The sequence below is a fragment of the Qipengyuania sp. genome (assembly GCF_042095715.1).
Taxonomy (GTDB): Bacteria; Pseudomonadota; Alphaproteobacteria; order Sphingomonadales; family Sphingomonadaceae; genus Qipengyuania.
The window spans coordinates 1-21783 of record NZ_JBELMO010000011.1 but is presented as its reverse complement, the minus strand read 5'-3'; the positions used below and the strand labels follow the sequence as shown (position 1 = coordinate 21783).

General features: G+C 63.1%; 19 protein-coding genes and 2 pseudogenes. 14 read left to right on the top strand and 7 right to left on the bottom strand.

From position 1 onward, the window contains the following. Positions 1 to 14: 14 nt before the first annotated feature. Genes pheS through ACFDTG_RS04605 form a run of 8 tightly spaced genes read left to right on the top strand, consistent with a single transcriptional unit; the run spans position 15 to position 8895 of the window. On the top strand, positions 15 to 1139 hold the full coding sequence (gene pheS / locus ACFDTG_RS04640; protein ID WP_375289845.1) for a phenylalanine--tRNA ligase subunit alpha: 1125 nt from the start codon (positions 15 to 17) through the stop codon (positions 1137 to 1139). Further along, positions 1136 to 3535, top strand: a complete 2400-nt coding sequence (gene pheT / locus ACFDTG_RS04635) for a phenylalanine--tRNA ligase subunit beta (RefSeq protein WP_375289844.1) — start codon at positions 1136 to 1138, stop codon at positions 3533 to 3535. The genes pheS and pheT overlap by 4 nt, the downstream gene beginning before the upstream one ends. After that, positions 3532 to 4425 carry an aldose 1-epimerase family protein gene (locus tag ACFDTG_RS04630; protein WP_375289843.1) on the top strand — a complete coding sequence of 298 codons (894 nt, stop codon included), beginning with the start codon at positions 3532 to 3534 and terminating at the stop codon, positions 4423 to 4425. Before pheT ends, ACFDTG_RS04630 begins: the two co-directional genes overlap by 4 nt. Beyond that, positions 4422 to 5171 (top strand): SDR family NAD(P)-dependent oxidoreductase, encoded by a 750-nt coding sequence (locus ACFDTG_RS04625; RefSeq protein ID WP_375289842.1) that lies wholly within the window; start codon positions 4422 to 4424, stop codon positions 5169 to 5171. Before ACFDTG_RS04630 ends, ACFDTG_RS04625 begins: the two co-directional genes overlap by 4 nt. A 40-nt stretch (positions 5172 to 5211) precedes the next feature. Then, on the top strand, positions 5212 to 6732 hold the full coding sequence (locus ACFDTG_RS04620) for a peptide chain release factor 3 (RefSeq protein ID WP_375289841.1): 1521 nt from the start codon (positions 5212 to 5214) through the stop codon (positions 6730 to 6732). 37 nt (positions 6733 to 6769) lie between these two features. Next, a complete protein-coding gene (locus tag ACFDTG_RS04615; protein WP_375289840.1) occupies positions 6770 to 7639 on the top strand; it encodes an alpha/beta fold hydrolase in 870 nt (289 codons plus the stop codon). Next, positions 7639 to 8196 carry a pyridoxamine 5'-phosphate oxidase family protein gene (locus ACFDTG_RS04610; protein WP_375289839.1) on the top strand — a complete coding sequence of 186 codons (558 nt, stop codon included), beginning with the start codon at positions 7639 to 7641 and terminating at the stop codon, positions 8194 to 8196. Before ACFDTG_RS04615 ends, ACFDTG_RS04610 begins: the two co-directional genes overlap by 1 nt. A gap of 6 nt (positions 8197 to 8202) precedes the next feature. Further along, the gene (locus ACFDTG_RS04605; RefSeq protein WP_375289838.1) at positions 8203 to 8895 is read left to right on the top strand and encodes an endonuclease/exonuclease/phosphatase family protein; all 693 of its coding nucleotides are present in this window, start codon (positions 8203 to 8205) and stop codon (positions 8893 to 8895) included. Positions 8896 to 9127: 232 nt separating this feature from the next. Here ACFDTG_RS04605 and ACFDTG_RS04600 read toward each other — a convergent pair whose 3' ends face one another. Next, the gene (locus ACFDTG_RS04600; protein ID WP_375289837.1) at positions 9128 to 9685 is read right to left on the bottom strand and encodes a hypothetical protein; all 558 of its coding nucleotides are present in this window, start codon (positions 9683 to 9685) and stop codon (positions 9128 to 9130) included. 623 nt (positions 9686 to 10308) lie between these two features. Further along, positions 10309 to 11285, bottom strand: a pseudogene (locus tag ACFDTG_RS04595) (IS1595 family transposase). 201 nt (positions 11286 to 11486) lie between these two features. Between ACFDTG_RS04595 and ACFDTG_RS04590 the strand changes: the two are divergent. Both ACFDTG_RS04590 and ACFDTG_RS04585 read left to right on the top strand, forming a co-directional pair. Continuing rightward, on the top strand, positions 11487 to 11825 hold the full coding sequence (locus tag ACFDTG_RS04590) for a P-II family nitrogen regulator (RefSeq protein WP_375289836.1): 339 nt from the start codon (positions 11487 to 11489) through the stop codon (positions 11823 to 11825). 32 nt (positions 11826 to 11857) lie between these two features. Then, positions 11858 to 13225 (top strand): ammonium transporter, encoded by a 1368-nt coding sequence (locus ACFDTG_RS04585; RefSeq protein ID WP_375289835.1) that lies wholly within the window; start codon positions 11858 to 11860, stop codon positions 13223 to 13225. Positions 13226 to 13433: 208 nt separating this feature from the next. On the opposite strand, the gene ACFDTG_RS04580 is transcribed toward ACFDTG_RS04585, so the two are convergent. From ACFDTG_RS04580 to ACFDTG_RS04565, 4 genes are read right to left on the bottom strand one after another with little or no spacing between them, the layout of a single operon-like run. Then, on the bottom strand, positions 13434 to 13829 hold the full coding sequence (locus ACFDTG_RS04580; protein WP_375289834.1) for a YkvA family protein: 396 nt from the start codon (positions 13827 to 13829) through the stop codon (positions 13434 to 13436). Continuing rightward, positions 13786 to 15372 carry a GMC family oxidoreductase gene (locus tag ACFDTG_RS04575; protein WP_375289833.1) on the bottom strand — a complete coding sequence of 529 codons (1587 nt, stop codon included), beginning with the start codon at positions 15370 to 15372 and terminating at the stop codon, positions 13786 to 13788. The genes ACFDTG_RS04580 and ACFDTG_RS04575 overlap by 44 nt, the downstream gene beginning before the upstream one ends. A gap of 26 nt (positions 15373 to 15398) precedes the next feature. Beyond that, positions 15399 to 16349, bottom strand: coding sequence for a sterol desaturase family protein (locus ACFDTG_RS04570; RefSeq protein WP_375289832.1), 951 nt, complete (start codon positions 16347 to 16349; stop codon positions 15399 to 15401). A 16-nt stretch (positions 16350 to 16365) separates the two neighbouring features. After that, on the bottom strand, positions 16366 to 16764 hold the full coding sequence (locus tag ACFDTG_RS04565; RefSeq protein WP_375289831.1) for a hypothetical protein: 399 nt from the start codon (positions 16762 to 16764) through the stop codon (positions 16366 to 16368). A 92-nt stretch (positions 16765 to 16856) separates the two neighbouring features. On the opposite strand from ACFDTG_RS04565, the gene ACFDTG_RS04560 reads away from it, so the two are divergent. Further along, a complete protein-coding gene (locus ACFDTG_RS04560) occupies positions 16857 to 18284 on the top strand; it encodes an amidohydrolase (protein WP_375289830.1) in 1428 nt (475 codons plus the stop codon). A gap of 37 nt (positions 18285 to 18321) precedes the next feature. Here ACFDTG_RS04560 and ACFDTG_RS04555 read toward each other — a convergent pair whose 3' ends face one another. Continuing rightward, entirely contained in the window at positions 18322 to 19125 is an 804-nt protein-coding gene (locus ACFDTG_RS04555) for a TerC family protein (RefSeq protein WP_375289829.1), read from the bottom strand. 255 nt (positions 19126 to 19380) lie between these two features. On the opposite strand from ACFDTG_RS04555, the gene ACFDTG_RS04550 reads away from it, so the two are divergent. The 3 genes and pseudogenes from ACFDTG_RS04550 to ACFDTG_RS04540 all read left to right on the top strand — a co-directional run. Next, entirely contained in the window at positions 19381 to 20166 is a 786-nt protein-coding gene (locus ACFDTG_RS04550) for a cold-shock protein (protein WP_375289828.1), read from the top strand. A 127-nt stretch (positions 20167 to 20293) separates the two neighbouring features. Then, positions 20294 to 21484 carry an aspartate aminotransferase family protein gene (locus ACFDTG_RS04545; protein WP_375289827.1) on the top strand — a complete coding sequence of 397 codons (1191 nt, stop codon included), beginning with the start codon at positions 20294 to 20296 and terminating at the stop codon, positions 21482 to 21484. Beyond that, positions 21484 to 21783 (top strand): annotated as a pseudogene (locus ACFDTG_RS04540) (ornithine carbamoyltransferase); the annotation flags it as partial. The gene ACFDTG_RS04545 and the pseudogene ACFDTG_RS04540, both read left to right, overlap by 1 nt.

Here is a 21783-nt window from a genome sequence, read left to right as displayed (position 1 = left end):
TAGGGGCGCTTGCCATGAGTGATCTCCAATCGATCGAAACGGATGCCCGCGCGCGGATCGCCGCAGCCGCCACCCCTGCCGATGTCGAGGCGCTGCGGGTCGAATTTCTCGGCAAGCAGGGCTCCATATCCGGGCTGCTGAAAACGCTGGGCAAGATGTCGCCCGAAGAACGCCAGTCGGAAGGCCCAAAAATTCAAGGTCTTAGGGCCGATGTGCAGGATGCGCTGAGCGAACGGCGCGAGGCGCTGGAAGCGGCGGAGCTGGAAGCGCGGCTGGCGCAGGAAACCCTGGACCTCACCCTGCCCGCCCCCGAAGCACCCAAGGGCAGCGTCCATCCGGTAAGCCAGGTGATGGACGAACTTGCCGAGATCTTTGCCGATCTCGGCTTCTCGGTAGCGACCGGACCGGAAATCGAAGACGACTGGCATAATTTCACCGCGCTCAACATGGCCGAAACCCACCCGGCGCGCGCGATGCACGACACGTTCTATTTCCCCGAAAAACCTGTCGATCACGCGCTCGATCAGGGAGAGCGAACGGGTCGAACCCTGCTGCGAACGCACACGTCTCCGGTACAGATCAGGGCGATGGTCGAAAGGGGCGCGCCGCTCAGGATCATCGCCCCGGGCCGCACCTATCGCAGCGACAGCGACGCGACACACACGCCCATGTTCCACCAGGTGGAAGGGCTGGTGGTGGACGAGGGCATCCATCTGGGCCACCTCAAGTGGACGCTGGAGACCTTCCTCAAGGCCTTCTTCGAGCGCGACGATATCGTGCTGCGCCTGCGCCCCAGCTATTTCCCCTTCACCGAACCCAGCGTCGAGGTCGACGTGGGCTATGCCACCGAAGGCGGCCGACGCGTGGTGGGCGGTGACGGCGATGCGCCCGGCCATGCCTGGATGGAACTGCTCGGCAGCGGCATGGTCAATCGCCGGGTTCTGGAATTCGCCGGCGTCGATCCGGATCGCTATTCCGGCTTCGCCTTCGGCTGCGGCATCGACCGGCTGGCCATGCTCAAATACGGAATGAATGATTTGCGTGCCTTCTTCGATGGTGATGCCCGCTGGCTGTCGCATTATGGCTTCACTCCGCAGGAACAGCCCACGCTGTCCGCAGGCGTGGGAGCGGCGCGATGAAGTTCTCGCTCGAATGGCTCAAGACCTTCCTCGAGACCGAGGCGACTGTCACCGAGATAGCCGATGCCCTCAATCGCATCGGGCACGAGGTGGAGGGGATCGAGGACCCTGCCGAGAAGCTGGCCGGCTTCCGCGTGGCCGAGGTTCTGACCGCCTCACCGCACCCCGACGCCGACAAGCTGCAGGTGCTGACCGTGGATACCGGTGAAGGCGATCCGCTGCAGGTGGTCTGCGGCGCGCCCAATGCCCGCGCCGGGATGAAAGGCGTGCTGGGCTTGCCCGGTGCGGTGGTACCCGCCAACGGCATGGAACTGCGCAAGTCCGCCATTCGCGGCGTCGAATCCAACGGCATGATGTGTTCGGTGCGCGAACTGGAGCTGGGCGAAGAGCAGGACGGCATCATCGAGCTGCCCGCCGATGCGCCGGTGGGACAGAGTTTCGCGGATTACCACGCGGCCAGCCCCGTGCTGGACGTCGCCATCACCGCCAACCGCCCCGATTGCATGGGCGTGATGGGCATCGCGCGCGATCTGGCCGCGGCGGGCATGGGCACGTTCAAGCCTTGGCCGGTGCCCGATATCACCGGTGAAGGCGCGATGAAGGTCGCTATCGGGATTGAAGACCACGAAGGCTGCCCCGCCTGGTACGGCCGCACGATCAGCGGCGTTTCCAACGGGCCCAGCCCCGACTGGATGCAGCGGCGCCTGAAATCCGCCGGCCAGCGCCCGATCAGCGCGCTGGTGGATATTACCAATTACCTGATGCTGGCCTTCGGGCGCCCGGCGCATGTCTACGACCTTGCGAAGCTGACGGGCAGCATGGTGGCGCGCCGCGCCCGTGACGGGGAGCAGATAGAGGCGCTGAACGAGAAGACCTATACCCTCGATTCCAGCATGACGGTGATCGCCGACGATGCGGGCGTGCACGACATTGCCGGGATCATGGGCGGCGAGCATTCCGGCGTTACCGACGGAACCACCGACGTGCTGCTGGAAATCGCCTATTTCGCGCCCGAGAACATCGGCGTGACCGGTCGCAAGCTGGGCCTTGCCAGCGATGCGCGCACGCGCTTCGAACGCGGTGTCGACCCCGCCTTTCTGGATGACGGTCTGGCGCTCCTGTCCGATATGATCCTACGCATCTGCGGCGGTACGGCGAGCGAGGTCATGCGTGTGGGCACCCCGCCCGCCGAACCCTTGGTGCTGGCGTTCGACCCCGGTATGGCGCGGCGGCTGGGCGGCGTGGACGTCCCCGAGGCGGAACAGCGGCGCATCCTCGAATCGCTCGATTTCACCGTATCCGCCGACTGGCAGGTGACCTGCCCGCCCCGCCGCCACGATATCGAGGGACCGGCCGATCTGGTCGAAGAAGTCGTACGTATACACGGTCTCGACAAGGTGGCGAGCGTGCCCCTGCCGCGCGCCGAGGGCGTGGCTAGGCCGACTGCCACCCCGCTCCAGAAAACAGAGCGCCGCGTGCGCCGCACCGCCGCGGCGCGCGGGTTGAACGAAGCGGTTACCTGGAGCTTCCTGCCCACCGCCGATGCCGAGCATTTCGCCGACGGGGAAAGCCTGTGGGTGCTGGATAACCCGATTAGCGAAGACATGAAGGCAATGCGCCCTTCGCTCATCCCCGGCCTGCTCGCGGCAGCCAAGCGCAATGCCAATCGCGGCGCGGCAGGAACGCGGCTGTTCGAAGTCGGACGCCGCTATTTCGTGGGCGTGGATGGCGCCAGCGACGAGAGGCCGACCGTTGCGGTGCTGTTGAGCGGGGAAAAAACTGCGCGCGGCTGGGCAGCGACAATCAATGGCGGCAAGGGCCAGCCATTCGACGCCTATGATGCCAAGGCCGAGGCCATGGCGCTGCTCGAGGCTGCCGGCGCGCCAGTAGGCAATCTGATGGTGATGGGGGATGCCGGCGCGCAGTTCCATCCCGGCCAGTCCGCCACTCTGCGGCTGGGGCCGAAGAAAGTGCTGGCCCGCTTCGGCGCGCTGCACCCGGCAACGCTCAAGGCATTCGACATGGATGGCCCGGTGATGGCGGCGGAGATCTTCCTCGATGCCAATCCCGAAGCGCGGAACGCCAGCTTCGCTCGCCCGGTCTACAGCCCACCGGCCCTCCAGGCGGTGACGCGCGACTTCGCATTCATGGTCCCGGCTGATCTGGCGGCGGGCGATCTGGTGAAAGCGGTGCGCGGCGCAGACAAGCAGGCGATCGTGGATGCCCGCGTGTTCGACGTTTTTGCAGGCCAGGGCGTTCCCGAGGGCAGGAAATCGGTCGCGGTGGAAGTCACGCTCCAGCCGGGCGACAAGACCTTTACCGATGTCGACCTCAAGGCAATCAGTGACCGAATTGTCGGCAGCGCCGCCAAGCAGGGCGCAGAGCTGCGCGGGTGAGCGAACCTCTCGCCATCACCAGCGGCGATCTGACCGCGCGCATCGATCCGATGGGTGCGGAGTTGCTCTCGCTCACCGATGCGGCGGGGCGCGAATACATGACCGATGCCGATCCGCGCTGGTGGACCGGCCATGCCCCGATCCTGTTTCCTATCGTGGGTGCGCTCAACGGCGGTCGCTACCGATTGGGCGGCGAGGAATACGCGCTCGAGAAGCATGGCTTCGCGCGCAAGTCGCTGTTCCGGTGCGAGGAGCATGAGCCTTACGAATGGGCGCGCTTCGTGCTGGAGGATAGCGCGGCGACACGCGGCGCCTACCCTTTCGCATTCCGGCTCGACCTGTTCTTTCGCGTGTGGGGCGCCACGCTGACCACCACCGCGACGGTCAGCAATCGCGGCGACAGCCCGATGCCCTTCAGCTTCGGGTTCCATCCGGCCTTCGCATGGCCGCTGCCCGGTGGGGCGCACGATGCGCATCGCATCTATTTTGCCGAGGACGAGCCCCAGCCTATCCGCCGGATCGATCCGGCATCCGGGTTGCTGTTGCCCGAACCCTTCCCCACCCCAGTCGCCGAAGGGAGGCTGGCGCCCGATTCCGCCATGTTCGAGCCCGATGCGCTGATCTGGGATCGTCTGCATTCGCGCTCCTGCGAATTCGGAGCGCCGGGTGGCGGCAGCGTGTCGCTTGAATGGGAAAACCTCCCGATGCTGGGCATCTGGCAGAAACCGGGCGCGCCTTACCTGTGCATCGAGCCGTGGCAGGGTATCGCCGATCCCGTCGGTTTTACGGGCGAGCTGACCGAGAAGCCCGGCATCGTAAGCCTGCCCCCCGGACAGGATATGCAATTCACCCTCGCCATCACCGTGACCCCTCCGAAGGATCGAGCATGAAAACCGCATTCGTCACCGGCGCGACCGCCGGCATCGGGGAGGCGACCGTCAGAGCGCTGGTGCAGGCCGGCTGGCGCTGCGTCGCGACGGGACGCCGCAAGGAACGGCTGGACGCGCTAGTGGCCGAGCTGGGCCCGGACAGGGTGCACGCGGCCATCTTCGATGTGCGCGACGAGGCCGCGATGGACGAGGCGATCGCGAATCTGCCGACGGAATTTGCGGCGGTTGATCTGCTGGTGAACAACGCCGGCCTCGCGCAAGGGCTCGCGCCCGCTCAGAAGTCCAGCCTCGACGACTGGCAGACCATGATCGACACCAATGTCACCGCCATGGTCCGGCTGACCCGCAAGCTGCTGCCGCGTTTGATCGAGCGCAAGGGCGCCATCGTGACCATCGGTTCGGTCGCGGGCAGTTACGTCTATCCAGGCGGCAACGTCTATGCCGGGTCCAAGGCCTTCGCCAATCACTTCACGCTGGCGCTCCGGGCGGACCTGCACGGCACCGGCGTGCGCGTGACCAGTATCGAGCCCGGGATGGTGGAAACTGAGTTCACGCTGGTTCGCACCGGCAGCCAGCAGGCCAGCGACGAGCTTTATCGCGGTGCCGACCCGATGACGGGCGAGGACATCGCCGATACCATCGTGTGGATTGCCGGACTGCCCCCGCATCTCAACATCAACCGGCTGGAACTGATGCCCGTGAACCAGGATTTCGCCGGCTTCCGGGTGGCACGCGGCGATGGCTGAACTGGACCGCGGGGCGGCGTACGGCTAAGCGCCGCGACCCATGTCCAATCGCCGCACCTTCGCCATCATCTCGCATCCCGACGCGGGCAAGACCACGCTGACCGAGAAGCTGCTGCTGACCGGCGGCGCGATCCACCTTGCTGGCGAGGTCAAGGCGCGGGGCCAGGCCCGGCGCGCACGTTCGGACTGGATGAAGATCGAGCAGCAGCGCGGCATCTCCGTCACCTCAAGCGTGATGACGTTCGAGCGGGATGGAGTGACCTTTAATCTGCTCGACACGCCGGGGCACGAGGATTTTTCCGAAGACACCTATCGCACGCTGACCGCCGTCGATTCGGCAATCATGGTGATCGACGCGGCCAAGGGCATCGAGCCGCAGACCCGCAAGCTGTTCGAGGTGTGCCGGCTGCGCAGCGTGCCGATCATCACCTTCGTCAACAAGGTGGACCGCGAGGGCCGCCCGGTGTTCGAGCTTCTGGACGAGATCGCCGACATGCTCGCGCTCGATGTCAGCCCGCAGGCCTGGCCGGTAGGAATGGGCGGGGAGTTCCAGGGCGTGCTCGATTTCGCGAGCGGCACGGTGGCGCGGCCCGAGGGGCCCTCTAAGGAGTTCCAGGGCAAGCGCGATGCCGATGTGGAATTGCCGCCCGAAGTCGCAGAGAACGTGGAGCTGGCGCAGATCGGCTATCCCGAGTTCGACCTCGAAGCCTATCGCAACGGGGACCTGACGCCGGTCTACTTCGGCAGCGCGCTCAAGAGCTTCGGCATTACCGAGCTTATCGAGGCGATCGCCGAGTATGCACCGCCCCCGCGCCCGCAGCCCAGCGACGGCGGCGAGGTTAGCCCCGACCGTGACGAGGTGACCGGCTTCATCTTCAAGGTGCAGGCCAATATGGACCCCAATCACCGCGACCGCATCGCCTTCATGCGACAGGTGTCGGGGACCTTCAAGCGCGGCATGAAGCTGACCCCGAGCGGCCTGGGCAAACCCATCGCGGTGCACTCGCCCATCCTGTTTTTCGCGCAGGATCGCGAATTGGCGGATACTGCCGAGGCGGGCGACATCATCGGCATTCCGAACCACGGCACGCTGAGGGTCGGCGACACGCTGTCGGAAAAGAACGACGTGCGTTTCACCGGGCTGCCCAATTTCGCGCCGGAAATCCTGCGCCGCGTGGCCCTGGTCGATCCTACCAAGACCAAACAGCTCAGGAAGGCGCTGGACGACCTCAGCGAAGAGGGCGTGATCCAGGTGTTCTATCCGGAAATCGGCGCACAGTGGATCGTGGGCGTCGTCGGCCAGCTTCAGCTGGAGGTTCTGATCAGCCGGCTGGAGGCGGAATACAAGGTCGCCGCGAGGCTCGAACCCGCCCCCTTCGATACCGCGCGCTGGGTTAAGGGCGAACCCAAGGATCTCGCCGATTTCGAGAGCTTCAACCGCGCCAACCTCGCCAAGGACCGCGACGGCGATCTGGTTTTCATGGCCAAGAGCGCCTGGGACGTCGGCTATCAGCAGGAACGCAATCCGAAGCTCGCCTTCTCCGCGACAAAGGAGCGTTGATCTTGCAGGCCGCGCCCTTGCACGGCAAGGAACGCGCATGACCATGACCGGCCCTACCTCGCAAACACTGATCTCGCAGCGGCTTCGACTGAATTATTTCGACTGGGGCAATCACGACAAGCCCCCCCTCGTGCTGGTGCACGGAGGTCGCGACCATGCGCGCAGTTGGGACTGGACGGCGGAAGCCCTGCGCGACGACTGGCATATAGTGGCCATGGATCACCGCGGCCATGGAGACAGCGAATGGGTTTCCGACGGAAATTATCAGGCGCAGGATATGGTCTACGACCTGGCGCAGCTCGTCCATCAGCTCGGGCGTGGGCCGGTCACCATCGTCAGCCACTCGCTGGGCGGGAATGTCGCGCTGCGCTATGCCGGCACATTCCCCGATCAGGTGCGCAAGCTCGTCGCCATCGAAGGCTTGGGCCCCAGCCCCAAGCGCTCTGCCGAAATGCGGGCCAGGCCCTATCCCGAACGGGTTGCCGAGTGGGTGGAGAAGAAGCGCGCGGCATCGGCACGCAACCCCCGCAAATACGACAGCATCGAAGCGGCCTTCGCGCGGATGATAGAGGAAAACAGCTATCTGACCGAGGAACAGGCGCGTCACCTGACCATTCACGGCGTGACCCGGAACGAGGACGGCACCTACAGCTGGAAATTCGATCCGCATCTCAATGTCTGGTCCGTCGAGGATGTGGCGGACGAGTTCATCCAGCAGACATGGGCCGCCATCACGGCCCCCACCCTGCTGCTCTACGGCGCGGATAGCTGGGCTTCGAACCCTGTCGGCGACGGTCGGCTCGACCATTTCAGCACGGCCGAAGTGATCGAGTTCGAGAAGGCCGGTCACTGGCTGCACCACGACCAGTTCGATCGCTTCATCGCGACACTGAAAGATTTCCTCTGATGGCGGAATTCTTCGATCGGCTGGACGATAAGCATATCGCCATGCTGGAGAAGCAACCCGTCTTCTTCATCGCGACCGCCACGCCGATTGGACGAATCAACCTCAGCCCCAAGGGGTACGATGCCTTTCGCGTCCTTTCGCCTAGGCGCGTCGCCTATCTCGATCTCGGCGGCTCGGGCAACGAGACCCATGCGCATCTTGCCGCCGACGGGCGAGTCACGATAATGTTCTGCAATTTCGAACGGCCGGCGCTGATCCTGAGGATCTATGGACGCGGGGTTCCGGTTCTGCCGCAGGACGCGGGATGGGCCGAGCTGGCCGAGCATTTCCATCTGATGTCGGGCACGCGGCAGATCTTCGTAATCGATGTGGAGAGTGTGCAGACCAGTTGCGGCTGGGGGGTTCCCTTCATGGCATTCGAGCGGGAGCGCGACACGCTGCGCAAGGCACATGCGCAGAGCGATCCTGCCGAATGGACGGCGAAGATGGCGACCCGGATCGCCAGCATCGATGGCCTGCCGGTCCGGCCGACCGACCGATACATCGCGAGCGACTAGCGGTCCGTGCAATTGCGCTTCGCCAGCTACAACATTCACAAGGCCGTGGGGATCGACAGGCGGCGCGATCCTGAACGCATCGTCGCGGTCCTGCGTGAATTCGACGCCGATGTCATCGCCCTGCAGGAGGCGGACCTGCGTCTGGGCGATCGTGCCGCGGTGCTGCCGCGCGCGCTCTTGGATGACAGTCCATGGCGGGCGGCGCCGGTCTCCAAGCGCCCGCGCAGCATGGGTTGGCACGGAAACGCGATATTGGTGCGGCGCACGCTGGCGGTAGGCGAATGTCACGCTCTCGATCTGCCCACGCTAGAACCAAGGGGCGCCGTCTGCGTCGAAATTGGCGAGGGGGAAGCCCGTTTTCGCGTGATTGGAACCCATCTCGATCTTTCGGGGCTACGCCGCCGCGATCAGGTCCGCGCCCTGCTGTCTTTCGTCGCCTCCGCCCCCGCGATGCCAACGGTGATTCTGGGGGATTTCAACCAGTGGGGGACGTCGTCGGGCGCAATGCGGGAGTTCGGCGAGGAGTGGGCGCTTGTCACCCCGGGTGCCAGCTACCCCTCGCGCCGCCCCATCGCACGCCTCGATCGGATCGTTCATTCCGGCAATTGGTCGCTGACCGGGAACCATGTCCATCATAGCGCGCTTGCAACCTTGGCATCCGACCATCTTCCGGTGCACGCCGACCTAAATCTTGCCTAAAGGTTGGCAATTGTATACTTGACAAAGCAGGGTCTGATTCGCAGTTTGTTCCGCGACAGGCCGGTTACTCAGGGATGCAGTTGCCTAACTAGGAATTAGGCAATGGCACATGATGCCCAACAGGACGAAATCGAGATCACGCCCGATATGATTGAGGCAGGCCTGACGGCGTATGCCTCCCTAGCTTGGCATGACAGCCGCAGCGCAGGCAGCCCTCGCGAAATAGTCGAAGCTATTCTTCGTCAGGCTTTATCGGTGGAAGACGTAGCAGCTCCTCGCGGAAGGCCTTAAGGATCTCCCTTTCGGACTGTATGCGAAATGCAACCGCCTCAATATCACGATAGCTTTCGAATTCCGACGATTGGCCCATATAAAGCAGCTCGGCTCCACTGCCTTTTTGACGCACTAGTTTGGTCCCGCGTTGCAACCTTCGAAGCTTTCCACTTTGATATAAACGCCAACTGTCGTGCACGATCCGATTGCGCTCATTCCGAAGTTCATTCTCAATACGGTTGAGGCATGGGCCGATTGGAGCGACGAAATCGAAATCATAAGTGAGATGAAAATGGATGGCTTTTATCGCTGCGACGGTTGCCCTGATGTCCAGGTTCTCAACGAGTGCCAGAAAGGCCATGTGGGTCCGGGCATCACTTCTGAACGCGGGAGCTTCAGCAATGGTCGCATCGTGGAGTAGCCTTACTAGGTCATTTTCCAGTTCCGCCCACTCGCAAACGACTTTTCCAATCGCGGCATAAACCTTATCCCATTGATGATCTGAGGGTTCAGACATGAAAAAGGCCGATCAAAACAAAGAGGACGAGGTCCTTAAGCGGATGCTACAGACCCCTCCAAAGAAACACGAGCCGATAACCCCGATGGCAAAGGCGCGGCATGAAAAAGGGGGCAAGCCGAAGCCCGCCCCCTCCCGATCAAAGAAGCGGTAGCTGGCTATCGCCAGCGCCTCGCTTCCCAGTGTTCACCTCGGATACCCTTCCTTGGTTCCAGCCAAGGTCCGCCGCGATGTCATGCTGAAACTCGCCATCGGCGAGTCTGCGCTTAACCTCTTGGAAGATTTCGGGTGTGTAAGGTGCCCTTTCGGGCGGTCGTCGATAAGTCACGGTTTTTTCCTTTACCGCTAGATCGACCGTCTTGACGGGGACTCATCCGGTGTGGATAAGCATTCCCCATATCGGGGAATTTCCCGCTCCTGCTGCCGGCCAAGGTAAAGCAGGAGTTGCCCCGCAAGAGACCCCCGGTGTTGGCGCACTGGGGGTTCTCGCGTTTTGGGACAATCAACTGCGTAAGATTCCCGCTCTCGCGGTCGGAGTCGAGTCCGGGTTTGTTCTTTCTGGGGATTATCGACGCGTCCAGCGCTTGCGGCCCTCGCCAATACGGCGAGCGGGTTTGACCTTATTAGGCGGCGACTGCGCCAGTCCGCCGATAGGTAAGGCGCTTGCCGATGGCTCCTAGAAGGCTTTGATCGGCACGTTCGAAGTCGGACGACTTGCGCGTGTTATAGCGGAAATCGAACTCTGCGGTGTAGCGGTGCAGATGCTTGGCGCTGACATGGTGATAAGTGCCGATGATGCCGCGCTTGAGCAGGGAGAAAAGCCCTCAACGGTGTTCGTGTAGTTCTCGCCACGGCTATATTCGCGCTGCGAGTGAACGACGATACCGTGCTTGGCGAATTCAAGCCCGACCTTCTTATATCCGGGGAGTTCGTCGGTCATAAGAACGCTGGTGCGATGCACATTGGTTACGAGGACGGAGCGCAGGGTTTCGCCGGTAACGCGGCCCACATGGAAGCTACGGACCTTGCCGCCGCGCTCCACTAGAGAGACAACCGCTTCCTTGTCGGAAACGGGGCCGGGGATGCCCACGCGGCGCGGCCTGAACTTGGATTTGCGATTGCTGGACTTGCCACCGACAAAGGTTTCGTCGGCTTCGATGGTCTTGCCTTCGCCGCCCATGGGGGTGCTGTCGGTATCCTTCATGGCTTCACGGATGCGGTGCATCATGAACCATGCGGTCTTGTAGGTAACACCTAGCATACGGGCCATTTGATGGCCGCTGATGCCCTTCTTGCTGGCACAAAGCATGTGATTGGCCAGCAGCCACTTATTGAGCGGAACCTTGGAGGACTCGAACACGGTGCCGACCGTCACGGTGTATTGCTGGCGGCAGTCATTGCACTGGATTACGCCCTTGCGGACCACGCCCTCAGGGTGCGCCTTGGTCTTGCGGCCCTTCTGCGGAGGCAGGCGATTGGCATTGTCCGAACCACAGTGCGGGCAAACCGGACCTTCGGGCCAGTGAAGCGCCTCAAGGTGCTCGCGGGCAGCGTCTTCCGACTGGAAGCGAGGGGCAAAGATATCGACTGCGTTTTCCATACCCCCTTGTCGCCCGAAAGGGGTGCTTTGTCAAGTATACAATTGCCTAAAGGTTAACCTGCTGCCTAGTTTTTAGGCAGTGCTTTGCGTGCAGCCAGCCATTTGCGCAGCTGACGTAAGCGTAAATGCGCTTGGCACGGCCCTTGCTGACTTGTCTTGGCCGGTAACGGGACCGGCGGAAGAACAGGGGGCGGGCGAGACGTGAAATATATCATAGCCGTCATCAAGCCGTTCAAGCTGGACGAGGTGCGTGAAGCCCTTTCCGGCGTGGGCGTTGCAGGAATGACCGTTTCGGAGGTCAAGGGGTTTGGCCGGCAGAAAGGTCAGACCGAGATCTATCGCGGAGCGGAATACTCCACCAACATGCTTCCGAAAGTGAAGATCGAAGTCGCGGTCGACGATGCCGTCGCCCCGCGCGTGGTGGAAGCGATCAGCGCGACCGCCAGCACTGGCGCCATCGGCGACGGAAAGATCTTCGTGCTGGAACTAGCGAGCGCAACGCGCATCCGCACCGGCGAAACCGGGGGCGAAGCGCTGTGATCCGCGCTTCCATGGACATGAGGGGGACCCAGATGGTTCGACTTTTCACTCGCGGCTCTGTCGCGCTTCTGGCGCTTGGCGCCTCGACCGCCGTATGGGCGCAGGACGTCGTCGTGCCCACCGCCGACGCGGCCGGTTCGCCGATCGCGGCGGCCACCGAAACAGCCGCTGCGGCCGTAGCCAATCCCGGCAACAACGCCTGGATGATGACCGCCACCGTTCTGGTGCTGTTGATGATCCTGCCGGGTCTGGCGCTGTTCTACGGCGGCCTCACCCGTTCGAAGAACATGCTTTCTACAATGACCCAGATTGGTGCCACCTCGGCGCTGGCGATGTTGATTTGGGTGATGTGGGGATATTCCACGGCTTTCGGCCCCGAAGGAAACCAGTTCTTCAGCTGGGGCAATCTTTTCCTCAGCCAGGTCACATCGGACAGCACCGCGGCGACATTCTCTGACGAAGTGATCAGCGAATATGTGTTCGTGTCATTCCAGATGACCTTCGCGGCGATTACCGCCGCATTGATCCTGGGCGCGACGGCGGAGCGCATGAAGTTCAGCGCGACGATGCTGTTCGTTACGATCTGGCTGACCATCGTCTATTTCCCAATCGCACATATGGTCTGGGCGGGCGGCGGACTGCTGTTCGATATGGGAGCGCTGGATTTCGCGGGCGGTACCGTGGTCCACATCAACGCAGGCGTTTCCGGTCTGGTGCTCGCTTTCCTGCTCGGAAAGCGCAAGGGATACCCGACGGAACCGATGCCACCCCACAGCCTGACGCTGACCATGGTCGGCACGGGCCTGCTGTGGGTGGGTTGGTTCGGCTTCAACGCCGGTTCGGAACTGGAAGCGGACGGGACTGCCGGCCTCGCGATGATCAACACCTTCGTCGCGACTGCCGCTGCTGGCCTCGCCTGGATGGTTCTGGAAAGGATCGCAGGCCACAAGGGTTCGGCCCTGGGCTTCTGCTCCGGGATCATTGCCGGACTGGTCGCGGTCACTCCGGCTGCCGGCAACAGCGGACCGTTCGGCGCCATCGTGCTGGGCATCGTGGCCTCCGCGATCTGCTACGTCATGGTTGCCAAGCTCAAGCCCAAGTTCGGCTATGACGACTCGCTGGACGCATTCGGTATCCACGGCATCGGCGGCATCGTCGGCGCGATCGGGACTGGCATCGTTTATTCGCCCGCGCTGGGCGGTCCGGGCGGTGACGACTTCGTGATGGCCTCGCAAGTCACCACGCAGATCATCGCCGTGGTGGTCGCGATCGGCTGGGCCGCAGTTGGAACGCTGATCGCCGGTCTGATCACCAAGATGATCACTGGCCTCCGAGTATCCGAAGAAGTCGAAGTCGAAGGTCTCGACATCGGCGAACACGGAGAACGCGCCTACAACTGACAGGAAACATCGCGCGGGGGGCCAGGGTCCGGCCAACTCCGCGCGGTGTGACCAGCTACGAATTTTCCGAATTGGCGGGGCGGGTTCTCTCCTCTCTCTCCTCCCGTTCCGCCAACCTATGTTCCTCCTGCGAACATACGACTAGCAATGGGCCGGGGCCGTCAGGTTCCGGCCCTTTTTTCATGCGTCACCTCGGATCGGAACGTTTTCAGTTCCAGAGGAGAGTGCCGGCGGCTGCGAGGCATGCCAGCCACACCAAGATCACCAGTATGGCGCCGCCCTTGGAGACCGGTTTCTCCGCCATTGCGGAGGCCCGCACACGAAACTCTTCGATAAGCGGCTTCGGCAGCATGCGGATCACCGCCCATACCCCCAGCGGCACCAGAACGAGGTCGTCCAGGATGCCGAGAACCGGAATGAAATCCGGGATCAGGTCGATGGGGCTGAAGGCATAGGCAGCCACCGCCGCTGCCAAGAGCTTGGCAGCCAAGGGTGTGCGCGGGTCGCGCGCCGCTATCCACGCGGTAAGCGCATCGCGCTTGAGCGCGCGTGCGAACTCCCTAAGCCGCAAGCGCTTGCTGAACGAACTCCGCGCAGCGCTCACCGATCATGATGCTGGGGGCATTGGTGTTGCCCGATACTAGGCGAGGCATCACGCTGGCATCCGCAACCCAGAGGCCGTCGACTCCGCGAACCTTTAACCTCGGATCGACCACGCTGTCCGGATCGCCGCCCATCCGGCAGGTTCCGACCGGGTGATAGACGGTGTCGGCACGGCTGCGGATCAGGTCATCCAGGGCCGCGTCGTCTTGAAGATCGATGGGATAGCGATCTTTCGGATCGTAAGACGCCATGGCGGGAGCGGAGACGATGCGATGCGACATGCGCACGCCGGCGCGCAGCACCGCCATGTCCCGCTCATCGTCCAGGAAGTTCGGGTCGATGCGGGGCGCCATGGTCGCATCGGGTCCGGCGAGCCGCACGGTCCCGCGGCTTTCGGGGCGCAGCACGCAAGCATGGAGGGAAAACCCGTGGCCCTTTACCTTGGTGCGGCCGTGGTCTTCCAGCATCGCCGGGACGAAGTGCCATTGCACGTCCGGCGCGGGCGCATCGGGCATGACCTTCCAGAAACCGCCCGTCTCGGCATAAGGCGTCGTCATGATTCCTGTGCGGCGCCGGCGGTGCTCCAGCACCGATTTCGCCATCCGGATGGTCCCTTCGAGGCTATCGCCGATGAAATCCCGGCTCGTCGTTTCCCAGCTTGAGACGTAATCGGGATGGTCCTGCAAGTCCGATCCCACGGCAGGCCGGTCCACTGTCGCCGAAACGCCGTGCTCCTTGAGATGCTGGCCCGGCCCGATACCGGAAAGCATCAGAACCTGGGGAGAATTGAACGCGCCGGCCGAAAGCACGACGCCGCCGCGAGCCTTCAGATGACGCTGCTTGGTGCCGACCGAATAGACCACCCCGGTGGCCCGCCCGTTTTCGATCACGATGCGCTGGACGGTCACACCGATCCGCACGTCGAGATCGCGATTTCCGCGCAGGGGTTCGACATAGGCGCGCGCGGCGGACCAGCGCTCGCCTTGCCGCTGCGTGACCTGGTACAGGCCGAAGCCTTCCTGCTTTTCTCCGTTAAAATCGCGGTTGCGTGGCAATTGAAGCTGAGAGGCCGCTTCGACGAAAGCCAGGCTGCCTTTGTTGGGCCAGCGCTGATCGCTGACCCACAGCGGCCCCTCCGCGCCGTGGCATTCATCGGCACCGCGCACGTTCTTCTCCGCCTTTTTGAAATAGGGCAGCACGTCGTCATAGGCCCAGCCCGTGCAGCCGAGCGCGGCCCAGTTATCGTAGTCCCAACGGTTTCCGCGGATGTAGACCATCGCATTGATCGCGCTCGACCCGCCCAGCCCTCGCCCACGTGGCTGATAACCGGTGCGGCCGTTCAATCCCTTCTGCGGGACCGTCTCGTATTTGTAATTCGACGAATTACGGATGAAGGGCATGAAACCGGGGGTTTTGACTAATGCATTGTCGTTGCGCGGCCCCGCCTCAAGCAGGCAGACCTTACGTCCCGCCTGCACCAGCCGGCCGGCCACGGCGCTACCTCCGCTGCCGCCACCGATCACGATGACATCGAATTCGTCCATGAACCCCTCCTCTTTTGCTGAGGAGGTTAGGCAGCCTCGCGTGGCTCCGCAATCGAGTTTTCGGTCGCAACCTTGTCTTGCCGGCTCTGCCAGCGGGCACGGATGACATCGCTGGTCTCGCGGCTGCCGTCATGGCTCCAGCCCGGTTCGCGCAGCAGGTAGGACAGCTTGTGTCGCCAGGGTGCGTGCCACATGTCCTGCGCGATCCCGACCCATTCGTGAAAAACGGCCCAGATCAGATTGAAGCTACCGAGCTGTTTCACGATCCCGTAGCGGATCCGCTCTCCGCCCTCCGCCACCGTGACCTCGGGCTCGAAGGTACCGAATAGCTTGTCCCACACGATGAAGACCCCCGCATAGTTGCGGTCGAGATAACGCGGATTGGTCGCGTGATGGACTCGGTGATGGCTGGGTGTGTTCATGACCGCTTCGAACCACCGCGGCATCCGACCAACGGCTTCGGTGTGGATCCAGAACTGGTATATCAGGTTGAAGCCAGCGCAAATGGCGATCATCACCGGGTGGAAACCCAGCAGAACCAGCGGCAGCTTGAGCAGAAACCCCAGCGTGAGGAATCCGGTCCAGGTCTGCCGCAGCGCGGTCGACAGATTGTAATGCTGGCTGGAATGATGGTTCACATGGCTGGCCCAGAACCAGCGCACGCGATGCCCGAAGCGGTGCACCCAGTAATAGGCGAGATCGTCCAGCACGAAACAGACGGGCCAGGCCCACCACACCATCCACCATTCGGGACCGAAGTCGAAAACGCGAAACTGGTAGAGCCAGAGGTAGAGCAGGAGGAATGCGCCACCGAACAGCGCCCCCGCTACGGTGCTTCCCAATCCGAACGCCAGGCTGACGAGCGTATCCTTCGCCTCGTAGGCTTCGGGGCGGTTGCGACGCGCCCAGATCATTTCGGCGAGCACCAGCCCCACAAACAGCGGAATGGCGAAGGTGGTGGGTTCGAAATCGGGCATGGTGATTGCAGGGGCGCTAGGTGGTGATCCGGCGGAGGCTGGCCGCCCAGATCGCCGCGTTTTGGCCGAGGTCCAAGGTCACGCTTCCAAAGCGCCTGTCGGATGTGGCCAGGGTCAGCATCGTCCTGTCGAGCCGGGCATGGGCATGCGAATCGATTAGGCGGCCGGCGAAATGGCTGCCGTGACGGCGCAATACCATCACCCGGCCATCCCCATCACGCAGCAGGGCACCCATGCCCGCGCGATCGATCACAACATCGACGGGCTCGAAATCAAAAATCGCTTCCTCGGCTAGCGCGCGCGCCTCCTCCTCGCTGCGAATGCGCGCATCGCCGCCGAGGCCCAACCGGTGCGCCAGCGTGGCGAGAAGCAGGATCGCTCCCAGCGAGCCGAGGAATATCAGCACCTGATCCATCCCGCCTCCCTTGCCACATTCTGTCCATCGCCGTCGAGACTTGCGGCAGCCGTTCCAGCGGCTAGCATCCCCGGCGAAGGGATCAATCGAACATGCGAACATTCAGGGCACTTCCCGCCGCCGTCTTGCTGACGACGACATCCATTTCGGCAGCCGCGCAAAGCACGGACCCCGTCGCGCTTGCCGCTGCGGAGGATGCGCGCACCGAGCGACTGGCCAAGCAGATATGGGAATGGGCCGAACTGGGGTATCAGGAAACCCGGTCCAGCCTTCTGTTGCAGGACGAACTCAAAAAGGCAGGATTCCGGGTCACTGCTGGGGTTGCCGATATCCCTACCGCTTTCGTCGCGGAATGGGGTGAGGGCGGTCCGGTAATCGGCATCCTTGCCGAATACGACGCGCTTCCGGGGATTACGCAATCGGCCAGCGCCGTGCGGGACCCGATTGAAGCCAAGCATGCCGGCCATGCATGTGGCCATAACTTGTTCGGGGCGGCATCCACCAGCGCGGCGATCGCTACCGCCAAATGGCTCCAGGCGACGGGCATGCCGGGCCGTATTCGGCTTTACGGCACACCTGCCGAAGAAGGCGGCTCCGGCAAGGTATACATGACCCGCGCCGGATTGTTCGACGATGTCGATGTGGCGCTGCACTGGCACGCGGATGACGAGAACAGCGCGGCAGCCACTACGTCGCTCGCCAATCGCTCCGCCAAATTTCGCTTCCATGGCGTTTCCGCCCATGCGGCGGGCGCCCCGGAGCGAGGGCGAAGTGCGCTGGACGGCGTGGAAGCCATGAACATGATGGTCAACATGATGCGCGAACATACCAGTATGGATTCGCGCATCCATTACGTCATCACGGAGGGTGGATCGGCGCCCAATGTCGTGCCCGACTTCGCCGAGGTTTTTTACTACGTTCGGCATTCGGACGCGGATGAGGTCCGCGCGATGTGGGATCGGCTGGAAGCCGCCGCGAAGGGCGCGGCGATGGGCACCGGAACGACCGTCGATTGGGAAATCATTCACGGCAACAACCCGCTGCTGGTGAACGAGACACTGGCGAAGGTGATGGACCGCAAGCTGCGTGAGCTAGGCGGCGTTACCTACACGGCGGAGGAGCGCGCCTGGGCGGAAGAGTTGTCCAAGTCCTTCGGAGACTCAGCAAAGCCGCTTGAGAATGCAGCTCGCGTCGAACCTTACGAGAAATCCTTGGGGTACGGCTCCACCGATGTGGGCGATGTGTCGTGGGCCACGCCCACCGTGGGCCTTCGTGCGGCAACCTGGGTACCGGGTACCAGCGCGCACAGTTGGCAGGCGGTAGCCGCTAGCGGGTATTCCATCGGGGCGAAGGGCGCCCAGCTTGCCTCGAAGACGCTGGCCTCGATGGCCGCCGAACTGTTCTCCAATCCCGCACTCAGGCAGGCCGCACGCGCGGAATTCGATGCCTCGCGGGGTCCGGACTACGAATATGTTTCGTTGGTAGGCGACCGGGCGCCGCCGCTCGATTTCCGCGAATAGGACTGGAGGGGGCTGAAGCGCAGGCGCGGCAAGCCGTTCAGGTGGCGGCGCGCTTGCGCCGCCCCCGCTGGGCCATGTTGAGCACCTCCACGCCCACGGAAAAGCCCATGGCCGCGTAGATATAGCCCTTGGGCACATGAAAGCCGAAGCCGTCGGCAATCAGTACCAGCCCAATCATCACCAGGAAGGCCAGTGCCAGCATCACGAGCGTCGGATTTTTCTCGATGAACTTCGCCAGCGGGTCGGCGGCGATCATCATGATGCCCACGGTGATCACCACGGCAGCGACCATGATCGGGATATCGTCGGTCATTCCGACGGCAGTGAGGATCGAATCGACGGAGAAGACGATGTCGATGGCTACGATCTGAGCGATAACCGTACCGAAGGTCGCGGTCGCCGCGGCCGCGACCTGGCCCGGCCCCGGCGTCTTGTCGAGCAGATCGCCCGAATTGTCTTCCGGCTCCATCGAATGGTGGATTTCCTTGGTGGCCTTCCACAGCAGGAAAAGCCCCCCGACCAGCAGGATCAAATCTCGCCCGGAAAAGGCCGTTTCGAAACTCGGTTCGCCATATTCGTTGGGGGCGCCGGTGATTCCAAGATCGAACAGCGGGTTCTGCAAGGTCACCAGCCAGCCGATGAGCATCAGGAGACCGATTCGCATGATGAGCGCGAGCGAGAGCCCGATTCGGCGTGCGCGCTGCTGCTGATGCTGGGGAAGCTTGTTCGAAAGGATCGCAATAAAGATCAGATTGTCGACGCCCAGCACCACTTCGAGAGCGATCAGCGTAAGCAAAGCGAGCCAGGTTGCGGGATCGGAAAGCAGGGCGATAATGTCCATATTGTGCGCCTTAGCAGCCCCCATGGGACCTGCAAGTGATGGCTATTCGGACATTCCACGCCGCAGCGCCAAATTGTCACATTCACCCACTTTTGCATCCATATGCGGTAAATCGTTCGCAAAGCCGAGTTTTTGCGCTATGCAGGACTGTGTAAGGAGCCGGCACTGTGGCCGCGTTTCCGTGTGCCGTGCGAAGTAGGCATCCTCTCGCGGCGCATAGTGGGGTTGGGATGCCACGAAGGTTGATTGCGAATTATGGGTTATGACCAGGGCCGTCGGCGGGGGCGGGACAAACGCGACGGAGTTGGCGAAGAAGGTTTCGATCCCTTCGGTGGATCTCCAGGCGGCTTCGGCGGTGGCGATCGTGGCGGATACGGCGGCGGTGATCGCGGAGGCTTCGGCGGCGGTGGCGGCGGATATGGCGGCGACCGTGGCGGCTTCGGTGGCGGCGGCGGTGGTGGCGGCTTCCGGGGCGGCGGCGGCGGCGGTCGCGGCGGCTTTGGCGGCGGCGCTGGCGGTGGCGGCGGCGGCGGTGGTGGCAACCGCATGCCCGCACAGGTCGTGGGCACGGGTGAAGGAACGGTAAAGTTCTTCAACGCGCAAAAGGGCTTCGGCTTCATCCAGCAGAAGGGTGGCGGCGAGGACGTGTTCGTACACATCAGTGCGGTCGAGCGGGCCGGGCTTCAGAGCCTTGCCGAAGGGCAGGAACTGGCTTTCAATCTCGTGGATCGTGGCGGCAAGGTATCGGCACAGGATCTCCAGATTCAGGGCGATGTCATCGAGGTGGAGAGCCGGCCGGCAACCCCGCAGCGCGAGCTGACCGGGGACAAGGCGACCGGCACGGTCAAGTTCTTCAACGCGACCAAGGGCTTCGGCTTCCTGACCCGCGATGACGGTCAGCCCGATGCCTTCGTGCACATCAGCGCGGTCGAACGGTCCGGTCTGACGGGAATCAGTGAAGGCGAACGCTACCAGTTCGATCTCGAGGTCGACCGACGCGGCAAATATTCGGCGGTCAATCTCGTTCCTGCTAGCGAGTGAGACGGGTTCCGGGGCCGGGTTTGACCGGTGCCCGCGGCACACCTAGACCAGCCGAACAACCAGCATGGCGGTTCCCCTGTGGAGCCGCCATTTGCTTTTGACACGATTTGATTCGCGGAGCTTTACCATGTCGATCACCCCCTTGATGCCCGTTTACCCCCGCTGCGGCGTGCGCCCGGTGGAAGGGGACAATTGTCACCTGATCGACGAGGATGGGACCCGCTATCTGGACTTTGCCAGCGGGATCGCGGTCAATCTGCTTGGCCATTCACACCCCGGCCTGATCGGCGCGATCCAGAACCAGGCGGCCAAGCTGATGCACGTATCCAACCTCTACGGCAGTCCCCAGGGGGAAAGCCTGGCCAAGCGGCTTGTCGACCTGACCTTTGCCGATACGGTGTTCTTCACGAACTCAGGGGCGGAAGCGGTGGAATGCGCCATCAAGACGGCCCGCGCCTATCACCAGCATGTCGGCAACGCCGAGAAATTCGAACTGATCACCTTCACGAACGCCTTCCACGGGCGCACGATGGCGACGATCAGTGCCAGCAATCAGGACAAGATGCACAAGGGTTTCCAGCCGCTGCTCGCGGGATTCAAATATGCCGAGTGGGACGATCTGGAGAGCGCAAAGGCTCTTATGGGGCCCCATACCGCCGGTTTCCTGGTGGAGCCGATCCAGGGCGAGGGCGGGATTCGGCCCGCTTCGCCAGAGTTTCTGTCGGGGCTGCGCGCGCTCGCGGACGAAAACGATCTCATGCTCGTCTTCGACGAGGTGCAATGCGGGATGGCCCGGACGGGCAAGCTCTATGCCTATGAACACTATGGGATCAAACCCGACATCATGGCCACCGCCAAGGGTATCGGGGGCGGCTTTCCCCTGGGCGCCTGTCTGGCCACGGAAAAGGCGGCGCGTGGGATGGTGATCGGCGCGCATGGCTCCACCTATGGCGGCAACCCGCTGGCGATGGCCGCGGGCGAAGCGGTCCTGGACGCGGTCGCCAACGACGAATTCCTGGCCGAGGTCACTGCGAAGGGCGAGCGCCTGCGCGCCCGGATCGAACAATTTATCGGAAACTATCCCGAATTGTTCGACTCCGTCCGTGGAAAGGGCTTGATGTTGGGTATCCGTATGAAGGTGGAAAGCCGGCCGTTCTACGCACACCTGCGCGACAACCACCATCTGCTCACTGTGGCCGCCGGAGACCAGACGCTGCGCATCCTGCCGCCGCTGGTGGCCGGCGACACCGAATTCGACGAATTCATCGACAAGCTGTCGGCCGGGGCGGCCGATTACAAGGTGCCGGAAGCCGCCTGATGACGGATCGGCATTTCCTCTCGCTTTCGGATGCCGGCGGAAATGCCATCGCCGCCATGCTGTCCGATGCGATCGACCGCAAGGCGGCGCGCCAGGGCTGGCCCAAAGGCAAGCCCGACAGCGACAGCCCACTCGCAGGTTGCGTGCTTGGGATGATCTTCGAAAAGGCGTCCACCCGCACCCGGGTCAGCTTCGATATCGCGATCCGCCAGCTCGGCGGCACGGCAGTGATCCTCGATTCGGGCACGAGCCAGCTTGGTCGCGGCGAAAGTATCGCGGACACCGCGCGCGTGCTCAGC